Consider the following 17,524-nt stretch of genomic DNA (forward strand, 5'->3'; position numbering starts at 1 on the left):
GCCGAACGCAATCGAAAGCCGCGGGTTCCCTCAGGCGCGTACCTCCGCTGCGGCGCCTCCCCCCGACCAGTCCGGCAGCGGGCGGTAGATGGCCACCCCCCTGGCCTCCAGTTCGTCCCTGAGCCTGAAGTACTCGTCGCCGAAGGGGTCGGCCCCGCTCAGCGGCATCAGGCTCCGCCTGACGGCCACATCGTGCGGCGCGAGCTCCGCCGCCTCGCGAGCGTGTCCCTGTGCGGGAGCCGTACGGCCATGGCGGAACAGCCACGCGGCGAGCCGCGCGTGCAGGCGCGCGCGGCGCTCCTCCTCCGTCGGGATCCGCAGATGCTCCCGTACGACCTCCGGCGTCAGGCCGGACTCCTCGTCGAGGACCCACCTCCGGAGGGCGTTCTTGGCGTCCTCGGAGGACAGGCCGTTCATCTCACGGAACGTGTCCGTCGCGGTCATGGTGTCCTGCGGCCGCGCGATCCGGCCCTCCTCGTCGATCCATACGACGGTCGGCACGTTGACGACGTTGTAGAGCTCCGCCACCGAGCCCTCGGCGTCGATCAGCGACGGATGCTCCAGGCCCTCGATCCACGGCCGGGCGTCCTCGGGATCACGATCGAGGGAGACGCTGACGACGGTGAGCCCGCTCGGCGAGAGCTCCTCGTGGAGCTCGTCCCACGCGGCCAGGTCATAGCGGCAACCGCACCAGGAGGCCCAGAAGACGAGCGCGATCTTGCTGCCTCGCGCCTCTCGGAGGGAAAAGCCGTCGAGCGTGAAATCCGGCGCCTCGTCCGGGCCGAGCCTCTGGGCCTCGCCAACCGCGATCAGCCGCTCGACGGGATCGACCACCGCGATCCGGCCCAGCAGCCCGGCGAACCCGGCGAGGTCGACACCCTCCGGCGTCTCGACCTCGGCCGCACGGAAAGCGGGTATGCACGCGTCGTCGCGGCACCAGCCATGCGGCTTGCGCACCCACCCGAAGATCGCTTCGCCGTGCGGAACGGTCAGACTCTCGACCCGGTCCTCCCGGCCGTCCATCAGCAACGTGAACACGGACACCTCCATTGGATAGCTTCGCTCTCCAATTATTGGATAGCGGCGCTGTCCAGTCAATGTCGGAGACGGCGGATGATGCCGGACAGCTTGCGAGGCCGCGAAGAGTCGCGATGGACAGCGGGCGGCGGGGTGGGCGCGTGGGCGGGTGAAATGTCGGAAAACAGCGAAAAACCCCCGGACAGGAGCGTCCGAGGGTTCTACCCGAGTTTGTAGCCCCGACCGGATTCGAACCGGCGCTACCGCCTTGAGAGGGCGGCGTCCTAGGCCACTAGACGACGGAGCCTTGCGCAGTGAGTAGTCCCGAGCGGATTCGAACCGCCGCTACCGCCTTGAGAGGGCGGCGTCCTGGGCCACTAGACGACGGGACCTTCGCACTGCATCTTATCCAGCAGAATCCCATGGGGGGATCCAGCTGGGGTACCAGGACTCGAACCTAGACTAGCTGAACCAGAATCAGCCGGGCTGCCAATTACCCCATACCCCATCTGCTCGCGAACCACAGGGGCCGCTTGCGACTCCGAAAGAATAGCCCAGCTTGGGACCCACCACCAAAACGATTCTCGCGCGTCCTGCGATCACAGCGTGAGCTTGACTTATGCGAGGGTGGAACCACACGTCAGCACCCCTGTGAGGAGTCGTCACCGATGACGCCGGATGCGAATCCCTTCTTGAGCACCAGCCCGCTCCCCTACCGGTTGCCTCCGTTCCGGGAGATCAGGGAGGAGCACTACGCGCCGGCGTTCGAGCAGGGCATGGCCGAGCATCTCGCCGAGGTGACGGCGATCGCGGACGATCCGGAGCCGCCGACGTTCGCGAACACCATCGAGGCCCTGGAAAGGTCTGGAGAGCTCCTGGACCGGGTCTCCACGGTCTTCTTCAACCAGGTGTCCTCCGACGCGACTCCGGGCGTTCAGGAGGTCCAGAAGGACATCACGCCCAGGCTGGCCAAGCACGCCGACGCCGTCCACCTCAACGCGAAGCTCTTCGCCCGCATCCAGGCGGTCGAGGCGGCCGATGAGGAGCAGCGCTGGCTGCTCGATCGGTATCTCACGGACTTCACCCGGGCGGGGGCCGTACTCGACCGGGAGGACCAGGAGCGCCTCAGGCTGCTCAACGAGCGGCTCTCCACGCTGGCGACGACGTTCCAGCAGAACCTCCTCGCCGACACCAACGCGCGGGCCGTGGTCGTCGACGACGTCTCGGAGCTCGACGGGCTGTCGGCCGACGCGGTGCAGGGGCTCCAGGAGACCGCGAAGGAGCGCGGCCTCGACGGCGAGTACCTGGTGACACTCGTGCTGCCGACCAGCCAGCCGTACCTCACGGAGCTGACCGACCGGTCGCTGCGGCAGCGGATCCACGAGGCGTCCACCGGACGCGGCGCCGCCAACGCCGGGCTGATCACCGAGATCGCCACGCTACGGCAGGAGCGGGCGGGCCTGCTCGGATACGCGAACCACGCGGAGTACGTCCTGGCCGACCAGACGGCCAAGACGACCCAGGCCGTCACGGACATGCTCGACAGACTCGTTCCCCCGGCCGTCTCGAACGCCCGCAAGGAGCAGTCCGACCTCGAGGAGATCGCCGGACACGCCGTGCAGCCGTGGGACTGGCCCTTCTACGCCGAGAAGGTGCGAAAGGCGCGCTACGACATCGACAGCGCCAGCATGCGGCCGTATTTCGAGCTGAACACCGTCCTGGAGAAGGGCGTCTTCCACGCCGCGACCCGGCTGTACGGCATCACCTTCACCGAGCGGTCCGATCTACACGGATACCACCCGGATGTTCGGGTCTTCGAGGTCTTCAACGAGGACGGCACACCGCTCGGCCTCTTCCTCGGGGACTTCCACGCCAGGGCCTCCAAGCGGGGCGGCGCGTGGATGAACAGCCTGGTCAAGCAGTCGGCGCTCCTGGGCACCGGGCCCGTCGTGGTCAACAACCTCAACATCGTCAAGGGTGAGCCGACCCTGATGACCTTCGACGAGGTCAACACGATGTTCCACGAGTTCGGGCATGCCCTGCACGCCCTGTTCTCCGACGTCAGGTTCCCGCGCTTCTCGGGTACGGCCGTGCCGCGTGACTTCGTGGAGTACCCGTCACAGGTCAACGAGATGTGGGCGACCGATCCGGAGATCCTGGCGAACTACGCGAAGCACTACGAGACCGGCGAGCCCATGCCGCAGGAACTCGTGGACCGCATGCTGGAGGCGCAGAAGTTCAACCAGGGGTTCGCGACCGTGGAGTACCTGGCCGCCACCCTGCTCGACTGGGCCTGGCACACGGCCTACACGGGCGGCGAGGCGGAGCGGTTCGAGGCGGAGGCGCTGAAGCGCGCCGGAGTGGACCTTGCGGCCGTGCCTCCCCGCTATCGGAGCACGTATTTCGCTCACATCTGGGCGAGCGGCTACAGCGCCGGCTACTACTCCTACATCTGGAGCGAAGTGCTCGACGCCGACACGGTGGAGTGGTTCCAGGAGAACGGCGGCCTCCAGCGTGAGAACGGCGACAAGTTCCGGCGGGAGTTGTTGTCGAAGGGCGGCAGCGTCGACGCGCTCACGGCCTTCCGGAACTTCCGCGGACGGGACCCGGAGATCACCCCCCTCCTCACCCGCCGCGGCCTCCTCTAACTGTGCGCAGCGGTGGGTGGTAGTGGTAGCCGCGGGTGACGGTGGCAGCGGTAGGTAACGGTGGTAGCGGTGGGTGATGGGGGTAGCGGTGGGTGATGACGGTAGTGATGGGTGATCATGCACAGGCTCGCGCATGTGCCCCGCGGCCTGCCCAAACCCCGAGCGTGATCATGCACAAGTTCGTAAAGTTGCCCGCTGACCAGCGCAGATCTCAAACGTGATCATGCACGAGTTCGGCCGCGAGGCTCCTGAGCTGCGAACCCCCCGCACGTGATCATGCGCACATTCTTCTAAGCGACCCCTGACCAGGAGCATCATCATTGGTGATCATGCACTCGGCAAGTGCGACCACCGCCGGTCGCTATAGACCACAAGGGCCGCCGAGTGCATGATCACGAACGGCATACGGGCAGCTCATGGCATGCTCCCGCGAACTTGTGCATGATCACGAAAGACGTCCGGCCTGGTCAGGCCTCATGAACAAGAACCTGCGCATGATCACGATTGAGGTCGGTGCAGGTCATGCACCCAAACCCCGAACCTGCGCATGATCACGCCCGGTGTTCGGCCAGCTCAAGGCCTACTTTCACGAACCCGTGCATGATCACGCCCCGGGGAAGGGGGGGATCAGGTGAGTTTGGTCAGGGTGGTGCGGAGGCGGTCGAGGGAGCGGGCTCGGCCGAGGACCTCGATGGACTCGAACAGCGGCAGGCCGACCGTCCTGCCCGTGATCGAGACCCGCACCGGGGCCTGGGCCTTGCCCAGCTTGAGCCCCCGCTCGGCGCCGACCTCCTCCAGAGCGGCCTTGAGCGACTCCGCGTCCCAGCTGACCGTCTCCAGCCGCTCGGCGTAGCCGGAGATGATCTCCGCCGCGCCCGGCTTCATCGCCTTGTCCCAGGACGCCTGGTCGAAGGCGGGCTCCTCCAGGAAGAGGAAGTCGACGTTGGCCGTGATCTCCGAGAGCACCGCGATCCGAGTCTGGGCCAGCTCCGCCACCCTGCCGAACACGCCCCGGTCCCAGGACGGGTCCAGCCACGGCTCGCAGCGGGCGACGAAGATGTCGAGCGGCAGCGCCCGGATGTACTCGCCGTTGAAGGCCCGCAGCTTCTTCTCGTCGAAGAACGCCGGCGACTGGTTGACGTCCTCCAGCCGGAACAGCGGCATCATCTCCGACCAGGGCAGGATCTCGCGGTCGTCACCGGGCGACCAGCCGAGCAACATCAGGTAGTTGACCATCGCCTCCGCGAGGTAGCCCTCGTCCCGGTAGGACTCCAGGGCGACCTTGTCGCGACGCTTGGACAACTTCTGCCGCTTCTCGTTGACGATCACGGGCACGTGCGCCCACTGGGGCGGCTCGGCGCCGAGCGCCTCCCAGAGAAGCTGCTGCTTGGGCGTGTTCGACAGGTGCTCCTCGGCCCGGACGACGCGGTCGATCCGCATCTCCATGTCGTCGACCACGTTGGCGAGGACGAACAGCGGCGAGCCGTCGCCGCGGACGATCACGAAGTCCTCCATGGCCGAGTTCGGGAACTCGACCCGGCCGCGGACCTTGTCCTCCACGACGGTGACGCCGTCGTCGGGCGTGCGGAAGCGAACCGCGCCCTCGGCCAGACCCCGGTCCCGGCAGAAGCCGTCGTAGCCCTGGTGCTCGGAGCCCGTCCTGGCCTTGACCTCGTCGCGCGTGCAGGTGCAGTGGTAGGCGCGCCCGTCCTTCAGCAGCTTCGCCGCGGCCTCGCGGTGCTGCTGCTCGTAGGCCGACTGGAAGTAGGGACCCTCGAAGTGGGGCGAGTCGCCGTTGATGCCGATCCAGGCGAGGGCCGAGATGATGCCCTCCGTCCACTCCGGCCGGTTGCGCGCCGCGTCGGTGTCCTCGATGCGCAGGACGAAGGTGCCGCCGGACTGCTCGGCGAGCGCCCAGTTGAACAGCGCGGAGCGTGCCCCGCCGACGTGGAACATGCCGGTGGGCGAGGGGGCGAAGCGCACCCTAGTCACGTGAGACCACCCGGTTCGTGAGAGTTCCGATTCCTTCGATGCCGATGCTGACCTCGTCGCCGACGGACAGCGGGCCGACCCCGGCGGGAGTGCCCGTCAGGATGACGTCCCCGGGCAGCAGGGTCATGAAGGCGCTGACGTGCGCGATGAGCGCGGGAATGTCGTGGAGCAGCAGCGACGTGCGCGCGCTTTGCCGAAGCTCGCCGTTGACGGTAGTGGTGAGCGCGAGGTCGCTCGGGTCGAGCGAGGTCTCGATCCACGGGCCCAGCGGGCAGAACGTGTCGAAGCCCTTGGCCCGCGTCCACTGACCGTCCTTGGACTGGAGGTCACGGGCGGTCACGTCGTTGGCGCAGGTGTAACCGAAGATCACGTCGAATGCGCGCTCGACCGGCACCTCACGGCACAGCCGCCCGATGACCACGGCGAGTTCGCCCTCGAAGTCGACCCTCTCGGACAGCTTCTCCGGGTACGCGATGGCCTCGCCCGACCCGATCACCGACGTGTTGGGCTTGAGGAACACGATCGGCTCTGCCGGAGCCTCGTTGCCCATCTCCTTGGCGTGGTCGGCGTAGTTGCGGCCGATCGCGATGACCTTGCTCGGCAACATCGGGGCGACCACCCGGACCTCCGCCAGCGGATACCGCTCACCCGTGAGCTGGATCCCGCCGAAGGGATGACCGTCGATCTTGGCGATGACCTGCTCGCCCTCTTCCACCACTCCGAAAGCGACCCCGTCGCCTGTGGAGAACCTCGCGATACGCACGTCACGAGCCTAGTGCCGATCGACGAGTGGTCACACTCGAGTTTCGCTTCGCGGCGAGCCGCCCGCCAGGCCGGGCCGTACGGTCGCCGTAAGGTGGTCCTTGGTGCCCGAGGGGTCACCGGTCAGACGAGCATCGAGTCGTACGGGAGTCCATGTGCCTTCGGTCGTGAAGATCAATGTGCTGACTGTGCCCGGGGAGATGCGCGAGCAACTGGAGAAGCGGTTCGCCAACCGCGCCGGGATGGTCGAGTCCTCCGACGGGTTCGAATGGTTCGAGCTTCTGCGCCCCGTCGAGGGCACGGACCGCTACCTCGTCTACACCCGTTGGCGGAGCGAGGAGGACTTCCAGCGCTGGCAGCAGAGCCAGGCGTTCCAGGCGGGCCACGCCCGGGCGGCGGCGGAGGCCGGCGCGCAGGGCCACGGTCACGGGCAGGCCCAGGGGCAGGGCCACGGTCACGGACAGGGCCCGGCCGCCTCCGGATCGGAGTTGTGGTCCTTCGAGGTCGTCCAGAGCGCCGCGCCCCGCGAGTCCTGATCTCCGCGGCCGGGCCCCGACTCCCTCGCGGGCCGGGCCCGAACGATCAGGCAGTGTGTCCCGCGCGCAGGAGCCCGTACGTCACGGCCTGCTCCAGCGCGTGCCACGAGGCCTCGATGATGTTCTCGTCGACGCCCACGGTCGCCCACTCGCCGGTGGCGTCGCTTGAAGTGATCAGCACGCGGGTGACCGCGTCCGTACCGAGCGTGCCCTCCAGGATGCGCACCTTGAAGTCGACCAGTTGCACCGCCGCGAGCTCCGGGTAGAGCTGCTCGAGGGCCAGCCGTACGGCCTTGTCAAGCGCGTTGACGGGGCCGTTGCCCTCGCCCGTGGCGACGATCCGCTCGCCCTTGGCGTGCAGCTTGACGGTGGCCTCGCTGACGATGTCCCCGGCGGGACGCCGTTCGACGATCACCCGCCACGACTCGACCGAGAAGTGCCGCTTCCGCTCGCCTGAGACCGTGTCGCGCAGCAGGAGCTCGAACGACGCGTCCGCCGCCTCGAACGTGTGCCCGCGGGACTCCAGCTCCTTGACCCGGTCGACGAGCTGGCGGGACTGGTCGCCGCTGAGCTGGTAGCCCAGCTCGCGGCCCTTGAGCTCGACCGACGCCCGGCCGGCCATGTCGGACACCAGCATCCGCATGTCGTTGCCGACCTCCGCGGGGTCGATGTGCTGGTAGAGGTTGGGATCGACCTTGATCGCCGACGCGTGCAGCCCTGCCTTGTGCGCGAACGCCGAGGTCCCGACGTACGGCTGGTGCGAGTTGGGCGTGACGTTGGTCACCTCGGTGATCGCGTGGGCGATGCGCGTCATGTCTCCGAGCGACTGCGCGGGGACGAGGTCGAAACCCTTTTTGAGCTGCAGGTTGGCGACCACCGTGAACAGGTTGGCGTTCCCGGCGCGCTCGCCGTAGCCGTTGGCACAGCCCTGCACGTGGGTCGCGCCGGCCGCGACCGCGGCGAGGGTGTTGGCCACCGCGCAGCCGGTGTCGTCGTGGCAGTGGATGCCGATCCGGGCGCCCGTGCCCACCGCCGCGTGGACGACGCCCGCGAGTTCGTCGGGCAGCATGCCGCCGTTGGTGTCGCAGAGCGCGATCACCGACGCCCCGGCCTCCGCCGCGGTACGGAGGACCTCCAGCGCGTACGCCGGGTTCGATTTGTAGCCGTCGAAGAAGTGCTCGGCGTCGAGGAAGACGCGCTGGCCCTCCGTGCGCAGATGGGAGACCGTGTCGCGGATCATCGCGAGGTTCTCCTCAAGTGTCGTCCGGAGGGCCAGCTCCACGTGCCGGTCGTGGCTCTTGGCGACAAGGGTCACGATCGGCGCGCCGGACTCGCGCAAGGCGGCCACCAATGGATCGTCGGCGGCCTTCACTCCGGCCCGGCGGGTCGCGCCGAACGCGGCGAGTTGCGCGTGCTTCAGGTCGAGCTCTGTTCGGGCCCGCCGGAAGAATTCGGTGTCCTTGGGGTTGGCGCCGGGCCAGCCGCCTTCGATGAAGCCGATGCCGAGGCCGTCCAGGTGCCGCGCGACCGCCAGCTTGTCGGCCACCGTGAGATTGAGCCCCTCCTGCTGGGCGCCGTCACGGAGCGTCGTGTCATACACATGGAAGCCGTCATCGGCCATTGCTCTGTCTCCTTCGCGGGTGTTCATGTCGCCGCGCGCGCTTCCCGGGGTTTCCGGCCAAACAAAAAGACCCCCCACGGACGTGAGAGGTCTGCGCGCCGGCGTTGTCCTTTAGCCGGCGCGCCTGCTGATAATGAGCAGACCGAAGCGCATAGTGCCTTGCAGTCTGCCATACGACTTCAGCATCTGGCACATCGATCTCGAATGACGAGACGGCGGCCTACCGCGACGGCGGCCTTCGGACCGCCGCCGGGGCGGTGTGAACGCGGTGCGAAGCATGTCCGAATCGCCCTGCTTCTCGCGATCGGCGTTGTCTAGGGTGGTCACCATGAAGGCTGCCAATTTCATCGACATCGCCGTGGCCGAGTACGCCGCCTCGCACACCGACCCGCCCGACGACCTGCTGCTCGGCCTGGCGGAGGAGACTCTGCGGATCACCGGCGGGAACGCCGGCATGCAGATCGCCCCCGAGCAGGGCACGCTGCTCACCATGCTCGTCCAGCTCACCGGAGCACGGCAGGCCGTCGAGGCGGGGACCTTCACCGGCTACTCGTCGATCTGCATCGCCCGGGGCCTGCCGTCCGACGGGCACCTTCTGGCCTGCGACGTGAGCGACGAATGGACGTCGATCGCGCGCCGCTACTGGGACAAGGCGGGCGTGGCCGGCAAGATCGAGCTTCGCCTCGGCCCGGCGGCCGAGACGTTGCGGGCACTGCCTCGCGAGGAGTGGATCGACTTCGCGTTCATCGACGCGGACAAGGCCGGCTACCCCGTTTACTACGAGGAGATCCTCGTACGGCTCGCGCCGGGCGGGTTGATCGCCGTGGACAACACGCTGCAGCACGGCAAAATCACCGACGCCTCCAACGGAGGCAATGTGCCGGGGATGCGTGCGTTCAACGACCTCGTGGCGGGTGATTCCCGAGTGACCAGCGTGCTGCTGCCGATCGCCGACGGGCTCACCCTGGTCCGTAAGAACTGACTCCGGCGTGTGCATGATCACGGATGGTGGAAGGCCAGGTCGGCGGCCTTCCACCGAATTCATGCATGATCACGAATGGTGAATGCGCAGGTCACGGATGCTCCTCCCGAACCTGTGCATGATCACCACAAGGGTTGTGGCAGCTCAGCCGCCCTCGCCACGAACCTGTGCATGATCACCACAAGGGTTGTGGCAGCTCAGCAGATCTTGCGGACCCAGTTGTGGGTGTCGGGGCGGGTGCCGAACTGGATGCCCATGAGCTCTTCGCGGATCTTGAGGGTGACCGGGCCGGGGGTGCCGTCGCCGACGGTCCAGCCGCGGTCGGATCCCTTGACCGTGCCCACGGGCGTGACGACGGCGGCCGTCCCGCACGCGAAGACCTCGGTGAGCTCCCCCGACTCGCAGGCCGACTGCCACTCCTCGATGGAGATCTTGCCCTCCTCGGCCTTGACCCCGAGCTCGCCCGCCATGCTCAGGATCGAGTCGCGGGTGATGCCCGGAAGCAGGGTGCCGGTCAGGGCCGGGGTCACGAGGCGGTCGCCGAAGACGAAGAACAGGTTCATCCCGCCCATCTCCTCGACCCAGCGGTGCTCGAAGGCGTCGAGCCAGACCACCTGGTCACAGCCCTCCTCGACGGCCTGGCGCTGGGCGACGAAGGCCGCCGCGTAGTTGCCGCCGCACTTGGCGAACCCGGTGCCGCCGGGAGCCGCCCGGGTGTACTCGGTCGACAGCCAGACCGACACCGGCCGCACGCCGCCGGAGAAGTACGACGCCGCCGGCGAGGCGATCACCATGTACCGGTAGTTCCGCGACGGGTGGTTCACCCCGAGCCCGGCCTGTGTGGCGATCATGAAGGGGCGCAGGTAGAGGCTGTGTCCCTCGGTGGTCGGCACCCAGTCGCGGTCGGTCTGGACGAGCAGTTCGAGCGACTCGACGAAGGTGTCCTCGGGCAGTTCCGGCATCGCCATGCGGAGGGCGGACTGGTTGAAGCGGGCGGCGTTGGCGTACGGGCGGAACGTGACGATCGACCCGTTGGACTGCCGATAGGCCTTGAGACCCTCGAAAAGCTCCTGGGCGTAGTGGAACACCGAGGTCGCGGGGTCGAGGACCAGCGGCCCGTACGGCTCGAGCCTGGCGTCGTGCCAGCCGCGTCCTTCGGTCCAGTCGATGGAGACCATGTGATCGGTGAACGTCTGCCCGAAGCCGGGGTTCGCCAGTACCTGCTCGCGCTCGGCCACGGTGCGGGCCTGCTGGTTGAGCTGCACGTCGAAGCTGAGCTGGGTGGTCATGGCGAGGATCCTTCTCTCTACGTCGTCATCTTCATTGTGCGACGAAGCGGCTAACGAAAACCTAGGGCATCCGATGGGTATGAAAAAGCGCATGGTGGCCCTAACCGGGCCGCCATGCGCTGTGAAGGGGGTGAGCGGCCCGGCTTCAGCCGGCTACTCGTGCGGCGATGTCGTCGCCGATCTCGCGGGTCTGCCTGTCTGATCCGGCCACCTGACGCCCGATCAGGTCGTCGGCCACCGCCTGCTCGACCCGTGCCGCCGCGGCGGCGAGGCCCACGTGGTCGAGGAGCATGGCGACCGACAGGATCGTCGCCGTCGGGTCGGCCTTGCCCTGGCCCGCGATGTCGGGCGCGCTGCCGTGGACCGGCTCGAACATGGACGGCGTGGTCCTGGAGGGGTTGACGTTGCCACTGGCCGCGAGCCCGATGCCGCCCGCGACGGCCGCGCCGATGTCGGTGAGGATGTCGCCGAACAGGTTGTCGGTGACGATCACGTCGAACCGCTGCGGCTGGTTCACGAAGAACATCGACGCCGCGTCGACGTGGCAGTAGTCGGTCGTGACCTCGGGATACTCGACGCTGACCCGATCGACCGTACGGGCCCACAGGTCGCCGGCGAAGGTCAGCACGTTGGTCTTGTGGACCAGGGTGAGCTTGCGGCGCGGCCGTGCCTGCGCCTTGTCGAAGGCGTAACGGACGACGCGCTCGACGCCGAAGGCCGTGTTCAGGGATTCCTGCGTGGCGATCTCCTGCGGCGTGCCGCGGCGCAGGACGCCACCGGCTCCGGCGTACAGGCCCTCGGTGCCCTCGCGGACGACGATCATGTCGATGTCCTCGGGACGGACGCCGCCGAGGGGGGTCTCCACCCCCGGGAAGAGCTTGACCGGGCGCAGGTTCACGTAGTGGTCGAGCTCGAAACGCAGCCGCAGCAGCAGATCGCGCTCCAGGACGCCCGGCGGGACGCTCGGGTCGCCCACCGCGCCGAGCAGGATCGCGTCGAAGCCGCGAAGCTCCTCGAGGACGCCGTCGGGGAGGGTCTCCCCGCTCGCGTGGTAACGCCTGGCTCCCAGGTCGTACTCGACCGTCTCCGTCTTGACGCCCGCTGCGTGAAGGACCTTGAGGCCTTCGGCGACGACCTCGGTGCCGATCCCGTCACCGGGGATCACCGCGAGGCGGATGCTGCTCGACTCCATGCGTGTACCCTACCGGCTCGTCTCGGAGCTCGAACAAACGGTCTCACTATCCGAGCGGCGTCATGGCCACCGCGCGCTCGAAGACGAGGTCGCGCGCGGTGGTGAGCCCGAAGGCCAGGGCGCCGAGGAGCACCGCGTCCGACCCGAGGGTGGAGCTCTCGATCCGCGGCGGCCTGAGGGCCACGAGCGACTCCAGCCGCCCGGCGACGGGCTCGATCAGCAGGTCACCCGCCTGTGCGCCGATCCCCCCGCCGAGCACGACCAACTCGGGGTCGAGGACGGCGGTGACGCCCGCGAGCGCGTGCGCCACGTGATCGGCCTCGGCGGCGACGACCTTCCCCGCGGTCTCGTCGCCCGCCCTGGCCGCGTCGAAGACCTCCTTGGCCGTGGCCGCGACCATGCCGAACCGTCCCGCCGCGGCGACGACCCCGTCGGCCGACGCGACGGACTCGAACATGCCGCGCCCCGGGTTGACCAGCGGATCCCCCTCGCCGACGGGCAGGTAGGAGATCTCCCCTGCCGCCCCCTGGGAGCCGCGGTAGAGCTTGCCGTCGATGACGACGCCCATGCCGATTCCCGTGCCGATGGAGACGTAGACGAAGTGGGACACGCCCTGGCCGAGGCCGTAGGCGCCCTCCCCCACCGCGGCGAGGTCGACGTCGTTCTCCACGACGTACGGCGACTCGGTCACGTCGGCGAGCCGCTCGACCGCCCCTGGCTGCTCCCAGCCGGGGAGATTGGGGGCGAGCCGCAGGATGCCCGTCTCCTTGTCATGGATGCCGGGGGTGCCGAACACGCTGAGCGTGATGTCCGCGCGGGTCATCCCGGCCTCGGCGGTGAGCTGGTCGACGATCCCCGAGAGCTGGGAGAGCACCTCGTCGTAGCTCTCCGCGCGCGACGGCTCGTCCTTGCGCGCGACGATGTCGCCGACCAGGTCGGCGAGCGCGAGCCGGACGTACGCCCTGCCGATGTCGACCGCCAGCACCGAGCCCGCCTGGGGGCGGATCTCGTAGAGCAGCGCGGCACGGCCCGCGTTGCCGGTGCGCAGGCCGACGGGGCGGACCAGCTTGGCACGCTCCAGATCGGCGAGCGCCACGGAGATGGTCGGCTTGGACAACCCGGTGGCCTGAGCGAGCTCCGGCCGGGAGACCTTGCCGAGCCGGAAGATCTCACCGAACACCGCCCGCTCGTTCATCACCCTGAGCAGGCTGGTCGTGTTGGCGGTCCCGCCGCTCATACTCACCACGTTCCCAAGGTTGACATACCCGCCGCGGAAGGCGGGCCAGTTGATCATCAGTGGATCGCCCTGCACCATGCGGCCTCCGCGAACGTGATCTTCCCCAACCCCTAGTCATTCCACCTGATAGTAAATTACCTTTCTTATCAACCCTCCGGGTCGTGAGAAAGGATCGTGTCCAATGCGTCGAGGAATGCTGGCCATATCCGCCGCGGCGCTTCTGCTCGCCGCGGCCTGCGGGAACGGTTCGACCACGGGCGCCACACAGTCCGGGGAGACGGGCGGCGGCGGCAAGACCATCGCCCTCTTCCTGCCCGAGTCGAAGACGACCCGCTACGAAGCCTTCGACCGGCCGCTGTTCGAGGCGAAGGTGAAGGCGCTCTGCGCGGACTGCAAGCTCCTGTACTCCAACGCCGACCAGGACGCCACCAAACAGCAGCAGCAGGTCGAGGCGGCCCTGACCCAGGGCGCCGACGTGCTGGTGCTCGACGCGGTCGACGCTGCGGCCGTGGCGCCGCTGGTCAACCAGGCCAAGCAGAAGAACGTGCCGGTCATCGCGTACGACCGGCTGATCTCCGGCATCGGCTACGAGTACTACGTGTCGTTCAACAACGTCCGGGTCGGCGAGATGCAGGGTCAGGGCCTGCTGGACGCGCTGACCGCCAAGGGGACGGTGGACAAGGGCCAGATCGTGATGATCCACGGCTCGCCGACCGACCCCAGCTCGGCCGACTACAAGAAGGGCGCGCACAACGTCCTCGACGGCAAGGTCAAGATCGGCCGGGAGTTCGACACCCCCGACTGGAGCCCCGACAAGGCGCAGCAGGAGATGGAGCAGGCCATCACCGCCCTCGGCCGTGACAACATCGTGGGCGTCCTGTCCGCCAACGACGGCATGGCCAGCGGCGCGATCGCCGCGATGAAGCGCGCCGGTTACAGCGCCATGCCGCCGATCACCGGTCAGGACTCCGAGCTCGCGGCCGTGCAGCGCATCCTGAGCGGCGACCAGTACATGACCATCTACCTCGACATCAGGGCCGAGGCGGAGAAGTCGGCCGAGCTGGCGGTCTCGGTGGCCAAGGGCGAGAAGCCGGCGGCGCCCACGACCGTGAACAACGGCACCGCGAGTGTCCCGTCGTTCCTGCTCGACCCCATCCCCGTCACCGCGGACAAGATCGCCGGAACCATCGTCAAGGACGGTTTCTACAAGGCGTCCGACATCTGCACTCCGGAGCTCAAGGACGCGTGCGCGAAGGCGGGCATCCAGTAGATGATCTCCGCGAAAGACGTGTCCAAGCGTTACGGCGCGGTCCAGGCTCTCCAGGATGTGAGCCTGGACCTGCACCCCGGCGAGGTGGTCGCCCTGGTCGGGGACAACGGCGCCGGCAAGTCGACACTGGTGAAGGTCATCGCCGGCGTGGTCAGCCCCGACTCCGGAGGCGTCGCGATCGACGGCGAGCCCGCGCACATCGGCGACCCCCATGACGCGCAGCGGCTCGGCATCTCGACCGTCTACCAGGACCTCGCGCTCTGCGAGAACCTCGACGTCGTGGCCAACCTCTTCCTCGGGTCCGAGTTGCGGAAGGGGTCGGTGCTGAGCCACATCCGGATGGAACGATCCGCGCGCGACCTGCTGACCTCCCTCGACGTGCGCATCCGCGACATCAGGGTGCCCGTGGCGATGCTCTCCGGCGGCCAGCGCCAGTCGGTGGCCATCGCCCGCGCGCTGATCGGCGAGCCTCGCCTGGTCATCCTGGACGAGCCGACCGCCGCGCTGGGAGTCGAGCAGACCGCCCAGGTCCTCGACCTCATCAGGCGGCTGCGCGAGCGCGGCCTCGCCGTGCTGCTCATCTCCCACAACCTCGCCGACGTGCGCGCGGTCAGCGACCGCGTCGTCGTGCTGCGCCTCGGCCGCAACGCCGGCGAGTTCCGCACGGCCGACGCCACCCAGGAGTCGATCGTGGCCGCCATCACCGGAGCCGCCGCATGAACGCCGCCACGGTCACGCGCAAGCCGTACACGCCGAAGGAGGCGATCGAGCGACTGCGGCACGGGGATCTCGGCGCCTGGCCGGTGGTCGGCGCCCTGATCGCGATCGCCGTCGTCTTCGGGTCCCTCAACGAGCACTTCCTGTCCCCGGAGAACCTCACCAACCTGGCGCTGCAGATGGCGGCGACGGGGACGATCTCACTCGGCATCATCATGGTGCTGCTGCTGGGCGAGATCGACCTGTCCGCGGGTTCGGTCAGCGGCCTGTGCGCCGTCGTCATGGCCATCCTGTCCGTACGGCAGGGCTGGAACCCGATCCTGGCGATCGTCGTCGCCCTGGCGGCCGGGGCGCTGGTCGGCCTCCTGCACGGGATCATGTTCACCCGGCTCAGGATGCCGTCGTTCGTCGTGACGCTCGCGGGCCTGATCGGCTGGCAGGGCCTGCTGCTCTACCTGCTCGGCGAGGGCGGCATCGTCAACCTGCCCTTCGACGGCTTCGTGGCGAAGCTGAGCGACACGTGGCTGCCGCCCTGGCTGGCCTGGTTCATCGTCGCGTTGCTGGTCCTGGTCTCCGGAGGGTCGAGCCTGATCAACCGGCGACTGCGGCTCGCGGCGGAGCTTCCGGTGCCGCCGGCGTGGTGGACCGCCGTCAAGATCGGCGGCCTCACCGTGGTGCTGGCGGGAGCCGTCCTGGTCATGTCGGCCGACCGGGGCGTGCCGCTCCTGCTGGTGATCTTCGGGACGCTAGTGGTCGCCTTCGACCTCGTGCTCCGGCACACGGCGTTCGGCCGGTGGATGTACGCCGTGGGCGGCAACGTCGAGGCGGCCCGGCGGGCGGGCATCAGCGTGACCCGGATCCGGGTGCTGGCGTTCGTCCTTTCCTCCACGCTGGCGGCGTTCGGCGGCATCCTGTCGGCGAGCCGCCTGTCGGCCGTCAACCAGGGCTCCGGCGGCAGCGACATCCTCCTCATGGCGATCGCCGCGGCGGTCATCGGCGGCACGTCGCTGTTCGGCGGCCGGGGGCGGACCTACGCGGCGCTGCTGGGCATCCTGGTCATCCAGTCGATCACGAACGGCATGTACCTGCTGAGCGTGGACTCCTCCGTCCGGTACATGGTCACCGCGGCGGTCCTCGCCCTCGCTGTGGCCATCGACTCGCTCGCCCGGCGCGGCAGCACCCCGTGAGCGAAACCACGCAACCGCTTCCCTATGTGCTGGGCATCGACTTCGGGGGCACCAAGGTGGCGCTCACCGTGGCACCGCTGAGTGCCGCGGGAGTGCCCCCCGGGGCGGCTTCCGGGGTTTCCGGAGCGGCTCCTGGTGCCGCGCTGGAAGCGGCGCTGGGAACGGCTCCGCCCGTGACACGCCTGGAGACCCGCGGCTTCGAGGGAGCGGCCGAGGTGGTGCGCCGCACCGTGCTGGCCTGCCGCGCCCTGGTCGCCTCACAGGCCGGGGACCTGGTCGCCGTCGGCGTGTCCACCTTCGGCATCGTCCGCGACGGCGTCGTACGGCTCGCGCCCAACGTGCCGGGGTGGGAGGGGCTGCCACTCCCCGGCCTGCTGCGGCAGGAGTTCGGCGGGACGCCGGTGTTCGTCGCCAACGACGTGAAAGCCGCGACGGCCGCCGAACTGCGGTGGGGCAACCTCGCGGGAGTACGTGACGGGATCTACCTCAACCTCGGCACCGGGCTCGCGGCCGGCCTCGTCGTCGACGGCAGGGTGATCCGGGGTGCGCACGGCGCCGCGGGCGAGATCGCCTACCTCGCCCGCCATGCCGACGACCTGCGCGTGCCACGGCCGGCCGACGGGTCCGGCGGGGTGACGACACGGCAGCAGGAGGTGTCCGAGCCCGCCGCGGCCCGGGCGCATCTGGAGGAGTACGTCTCCGGGGTCGCGCTGGCCGGGCGCGGCACCGAACTGCTCGGCAGTCCGGTGACCGCGGCCCAGTTGTTCGAACGCGGCGACGAGCCACGCGTGCGGACCCTGCTCGACGACGCTTTCGACGCGCTGGGGCTCGCCCTGGCCAATCTCTGCGTCACGCTCGATCCGTCCCGCGTCGTCGTCGGGGGCGGCATGATGGGCGCGGCCTCGCTGATCATGCCCCACCTGCGCGAGGCCGTACGGCAGGCCGTGCCGTACCCGCCGGAGATCGTGGCGGCCCGTTTCGTAGACGACGCGCCCCTCTACGGAGCACTCGCCCTGGCACTGGACGGGGACACGCCGGCCGGTTAGACCGGCCGGCCGATCCCCGTGAAGGCCA

14 protein-coding genes and 3 tRNA genes are annotated in these 17,524 nt (G+C 68.8%); 7 read left to right on the forward strand and 10 right to left on the reverse strand.

Annotated elements, in window-relative coordinates; all coding sequences use genetic code 11:
- Positions 1–30: 30 nt before the first annotated feature.
- The 4 genes from Pmi06nite_RS25345 to Pmi06nite_RS25360 all read right to left on the reverse strand — a co-directional run bounded on the left by Pmi06nite_RS25345 (position 31) and on the right by Pmi06nite_RS25360 (position 1,525).
- A complete protein-coding gene (locus Pmi06nite_RS25345; RefSeq protein WP_203955615.1) occupies positions 31–1,038 on the reverse strand; it encodes a TlpA disulfide reductase family protein in 1,008 nt (335 codons plus the stop codon).
- Positions 1,039–1,251: 213 nt separating this feature from the next.
- Positions 1,252–1,324 (reverse strand) — tRNA-Glu (locus Pmi06nite_RS25350).
- A 12-nt stretch (positions 1,325–1,336) separates the two neighbouring features.
- Positions 1,337–1,409 (reverse strand) — tRNA-Glu (locus tag Pmi06nite_RS25355).
- 44 nt (positions 1,410–1,453) lie between these two features.
- Positions 1,454–1,525, reverse strand: a tRNA-Gln gene (locus Pmi06nite_RS25360).
- 160 nt (positions 1,526–1,685) lie between these two features.
- On the opposite strand from Pmi06nite_RS25360, the gene Pmi06nite_RS25365 reads away from it, so the two are divergent.
- Positions 1,686–3,665: a M3 family metallopeptidase gene (locus Pmi06nite_RS25365; protein ID WP_203955616.1), complete on the forward strand. Its 1,980-nt coding sequence runs from the start codon at positions 1,686–1,688 to the stop codon at positions 3,663–3,665.
- A gap of 627 nt (positions 3,666–4,292) precedes the next feature.
- Here the strand turns inward: Pmi06nite_RS25365 and gltX are convergent.
- Positions 4,293–5,657, reverse strand: coding sequence for a glutamate--tRNA ligase (gene gltX / locus Pmi06nite_RS25370; protein ID WP_275409601.1), 1,365 nt, complete (start codon positions 5,655–5,657; stop codon positions 4,293–4,295).
- On the reverse strand, positions 5,650–6,420 hold the full coding sequence (locus tag Pmi06nite_RS25375; protein ID WP_203955617.1) for a fumarylacetoacetate hydrolase family protein: 771 nt from the start codon (positions 6,418–6,420) through the stop codon (positions 5,650–5,652). Before Pmi06nite_RS25375 ends, gltX begins: the two co-directional genes overlap by 8 nt.
- Before the next feature lie 154 nt (positions 6,421–6,574).
- Here Pmi06nite_RS25375 and Pmi06nite_RS25380 point away from each other — a divergent pair, with 154 nt between their 5' ends.
- A complete protein-coding gene (locus tag Pmi06nite_RS25380) occupies positions 6,575–6,955 on the forward strand; it encodes an antibiotic biosynthesis monooxygenase family protein (RefSeq protein ID WP_203955618.1) in 381 nt (126 codons plus the stop codon).
- A gap of 46 nt (positions 6,956–7,001) precedes the next feature.
- On the opposite strand, the gene cimA is transcribed toward Pmi06nite_RS25380, so the two are convergent.
- Positions 7,002–8,576 (reverse strand): citramalate synthase, encoded by a 1,575-nt coding sequence (gene cimA / locus Pmi06nite_RS25385; protein ID WP_203955619.1) that lies wholly within the window; start codon positions 8,574–8,576, stop codon positions 7,002–7,004.
- A 328-nt stretch (positions 8,577–8,904) separates the two neighbouring features.
- On the opposite strand from cimA, the gene Pmi06nite_RS25390 reads away from it, so the two are divergent.
- On the forward strand, positions 8,905–9,558 hold the full coding sequence (locus Pmi06nite_RS25390; protein ID WP_203955620.1) for an O-methyltransferase: 654 nt from the start codon (positions 8,905–8,907) through the stop codon (positions 9,556–9,558).
- 197 nt (positions 9,559–9,755) lie between these two features.
- Here Pmi06nite_RS25390 and Pmi06nite_RS25395 read toward each other — a convergent pair whose 3' ends face one another.
- The 3 genes from Pmi06nite_RS25395 to Pmi06nite_RS25405 form a co-directional block, all read right to left on the reverse strand.
- A complete protein-coding gene (locus Pmi06nite_RS25395; protein WP_203955621.1) occupies positions 9,756–10,847 on the reverse strand; it encodes a branched-chain amino acid aminotransferase in 1,092 nt (363 codons plus the stop codon).
- A 145-nt stretch (positions 10,848–10,992) separates the two neighbouring features.
- Entirely contained in the window at positions 10,993–12,039 is a 1,047-nt protein-coding gene (locus Pmi06nite_RS25400; RefSeq protein ID WP_203955622.1) for a 3-isopropylmalate dehydrogenase, read from the reverse strand.
- 46 nt (positions 12,040–12,085) lie between these two features.
- The gene (locus Pmi06nite_RS25405; RefSeq protein WP_373317333.1) at positions 12,086–13,024 is read right to left on the reverse strand and encodes an ROK family protein; all 939 of its coding nucleotides are present in this window, start codon (positions 13,022–13,024) and stop codon (positions 12,086–12,088) included.
- Positions 13,025–13,457: 433 nt separating this feature from the next.
- On the opposite strand from Pmi06nite_RS25405, the gene Pmi06nite_RS25410 reads away from it, so the two are divergent.
- The 4 genes from Pmi06nite_RS25410 to Pmi06nite_RS25425 are packed head-to-tail and all read left to right on the forward strand — an operon-like array spanning position 13,458 to position 17,496.
- Positions 13,458–14,546, forward strand: coding sequence for a sugar ABC transporter substrate-binding protein (locus Pmi06nite_RS25410; protein ID WP_203955624.1), 1,089 nt, complete (start codon positions 13,458–13,460; stop codon positions 14,544–14,546).
- Complete coding sequence (locus Pmi06nite_RS25415; RefSeq protein ID WP_203955625.1) at positions 14,547–15,266, forward strand: ATP-binding cassette domain-containing protein; 720 nt, start codon at positions 14,547–14,549, stop codon at positions 15,264–15,266.
- Positions 15,263–16,450 (forward strand): sugar ABC transporter permease, encoded by a 1,188-nt coding sequence (locus tag Pmi06nite_RS25420; RefSeq protein WP_203955626.1) that lies wholly within the window; start codon positions 15,263–15,265, stop codon positions 16,448–16,450. The genes Pmi06nite_RS25415 and Pmi06nite_RS25420 overlap by 4 nt, the downstream gene beginning before the upstream one ends.
- Positions 16,447–17,496 carry an ROK family protein gene (locus Pmi06nite_RS25425; protein WP_203955627.1) on the forward strand — a complete coding sequence of 350 codons (1,050 nt, stop codon included), beginning with the start codon at positions 16,447–16,449 and terminating at the stop codon, positions 17,494–17,496. The genes Pmi06nite_RS25420 and Pmi06nite_RS25425 overlap by 4 nt, the downstream gene beginning before the upstream one ends.
- Positions 17,497–17,524: the final 28 nt, after the last annotated feature.

The sequence above is a fragment of the Planotetraspora mira genome (assembly GCF_016863275.1).
In the GTDB taxonomy this organism is placed as follows: domain Bacteria; phylum Actinomycetota; class Actinomycetes; order Streptosporangiales; family Streptosporangiaceae; genus Planotetraspora; species Planotetraspora mira.

Excerpts from the sequence above, each read along its gene's own strand:
- Pmi06nite_RS25390 (WP_203955620.1), top strand. The coding sequence starts at position 8,905 with ATGAAGGCTGCCAATTTCATCGACATCGCCGTGGCCGAGTACGCCGCC.
- cimA (WP_203955619.1), bottom strand. The coding sequence starts at position 8,576 with ATGGCCGATGACGGCTTCCATGTGTATGACACGACGCTCCGTGACGGC.
- Pmi06nite_RS25365 (WP_203955616.1), top strand. The coding sequence starts at position 1,686 with ATGACGCCGGATGCGAATCCCTTCTTGAGCACCAGCCCGCTCCCCTAC.
- Pmi06nite_RS25420 (WP_203955626.1), top strand. The coding sequence starts at position 15,263 with ATGAACGCCGCCACGGTCACGCGCAAGCCGTACACGCCGAAGGAGGCG.
- Pmi06nite_RS25400 (WP_203955622.1), bottom strand. The coding sequence starts at position 12,039 with ATGGAGTCGAGCAGCATCCGCCTCGCGGTGATCCCCGGTGACGGGATC.
- Pmi06nite_RS25415 (WP_203955625.1), top strand. The coding sequence starts at position 14,547 with ATGATCTCCGCGAAAGACGTGTCCAAGCGTTACGGCGCGGTCCAGGCT.
- Pmi06nite_RS25395 (WP_203955621.1), bottom strand. The coding sequence starts at position 10,847 with ATGACCACCCAGCTCAGCTTCGACGTGCAGCTCAACCAGCAGGCCCGC.
- Pmi06nite_RS25410 (WP_203955624.1), top strand. The coding sequence starts at position 13,458 with ATGCGTCGAGGAATGCTGGCCATATCCGCCGCGGCGCTTCTGCTCGCC.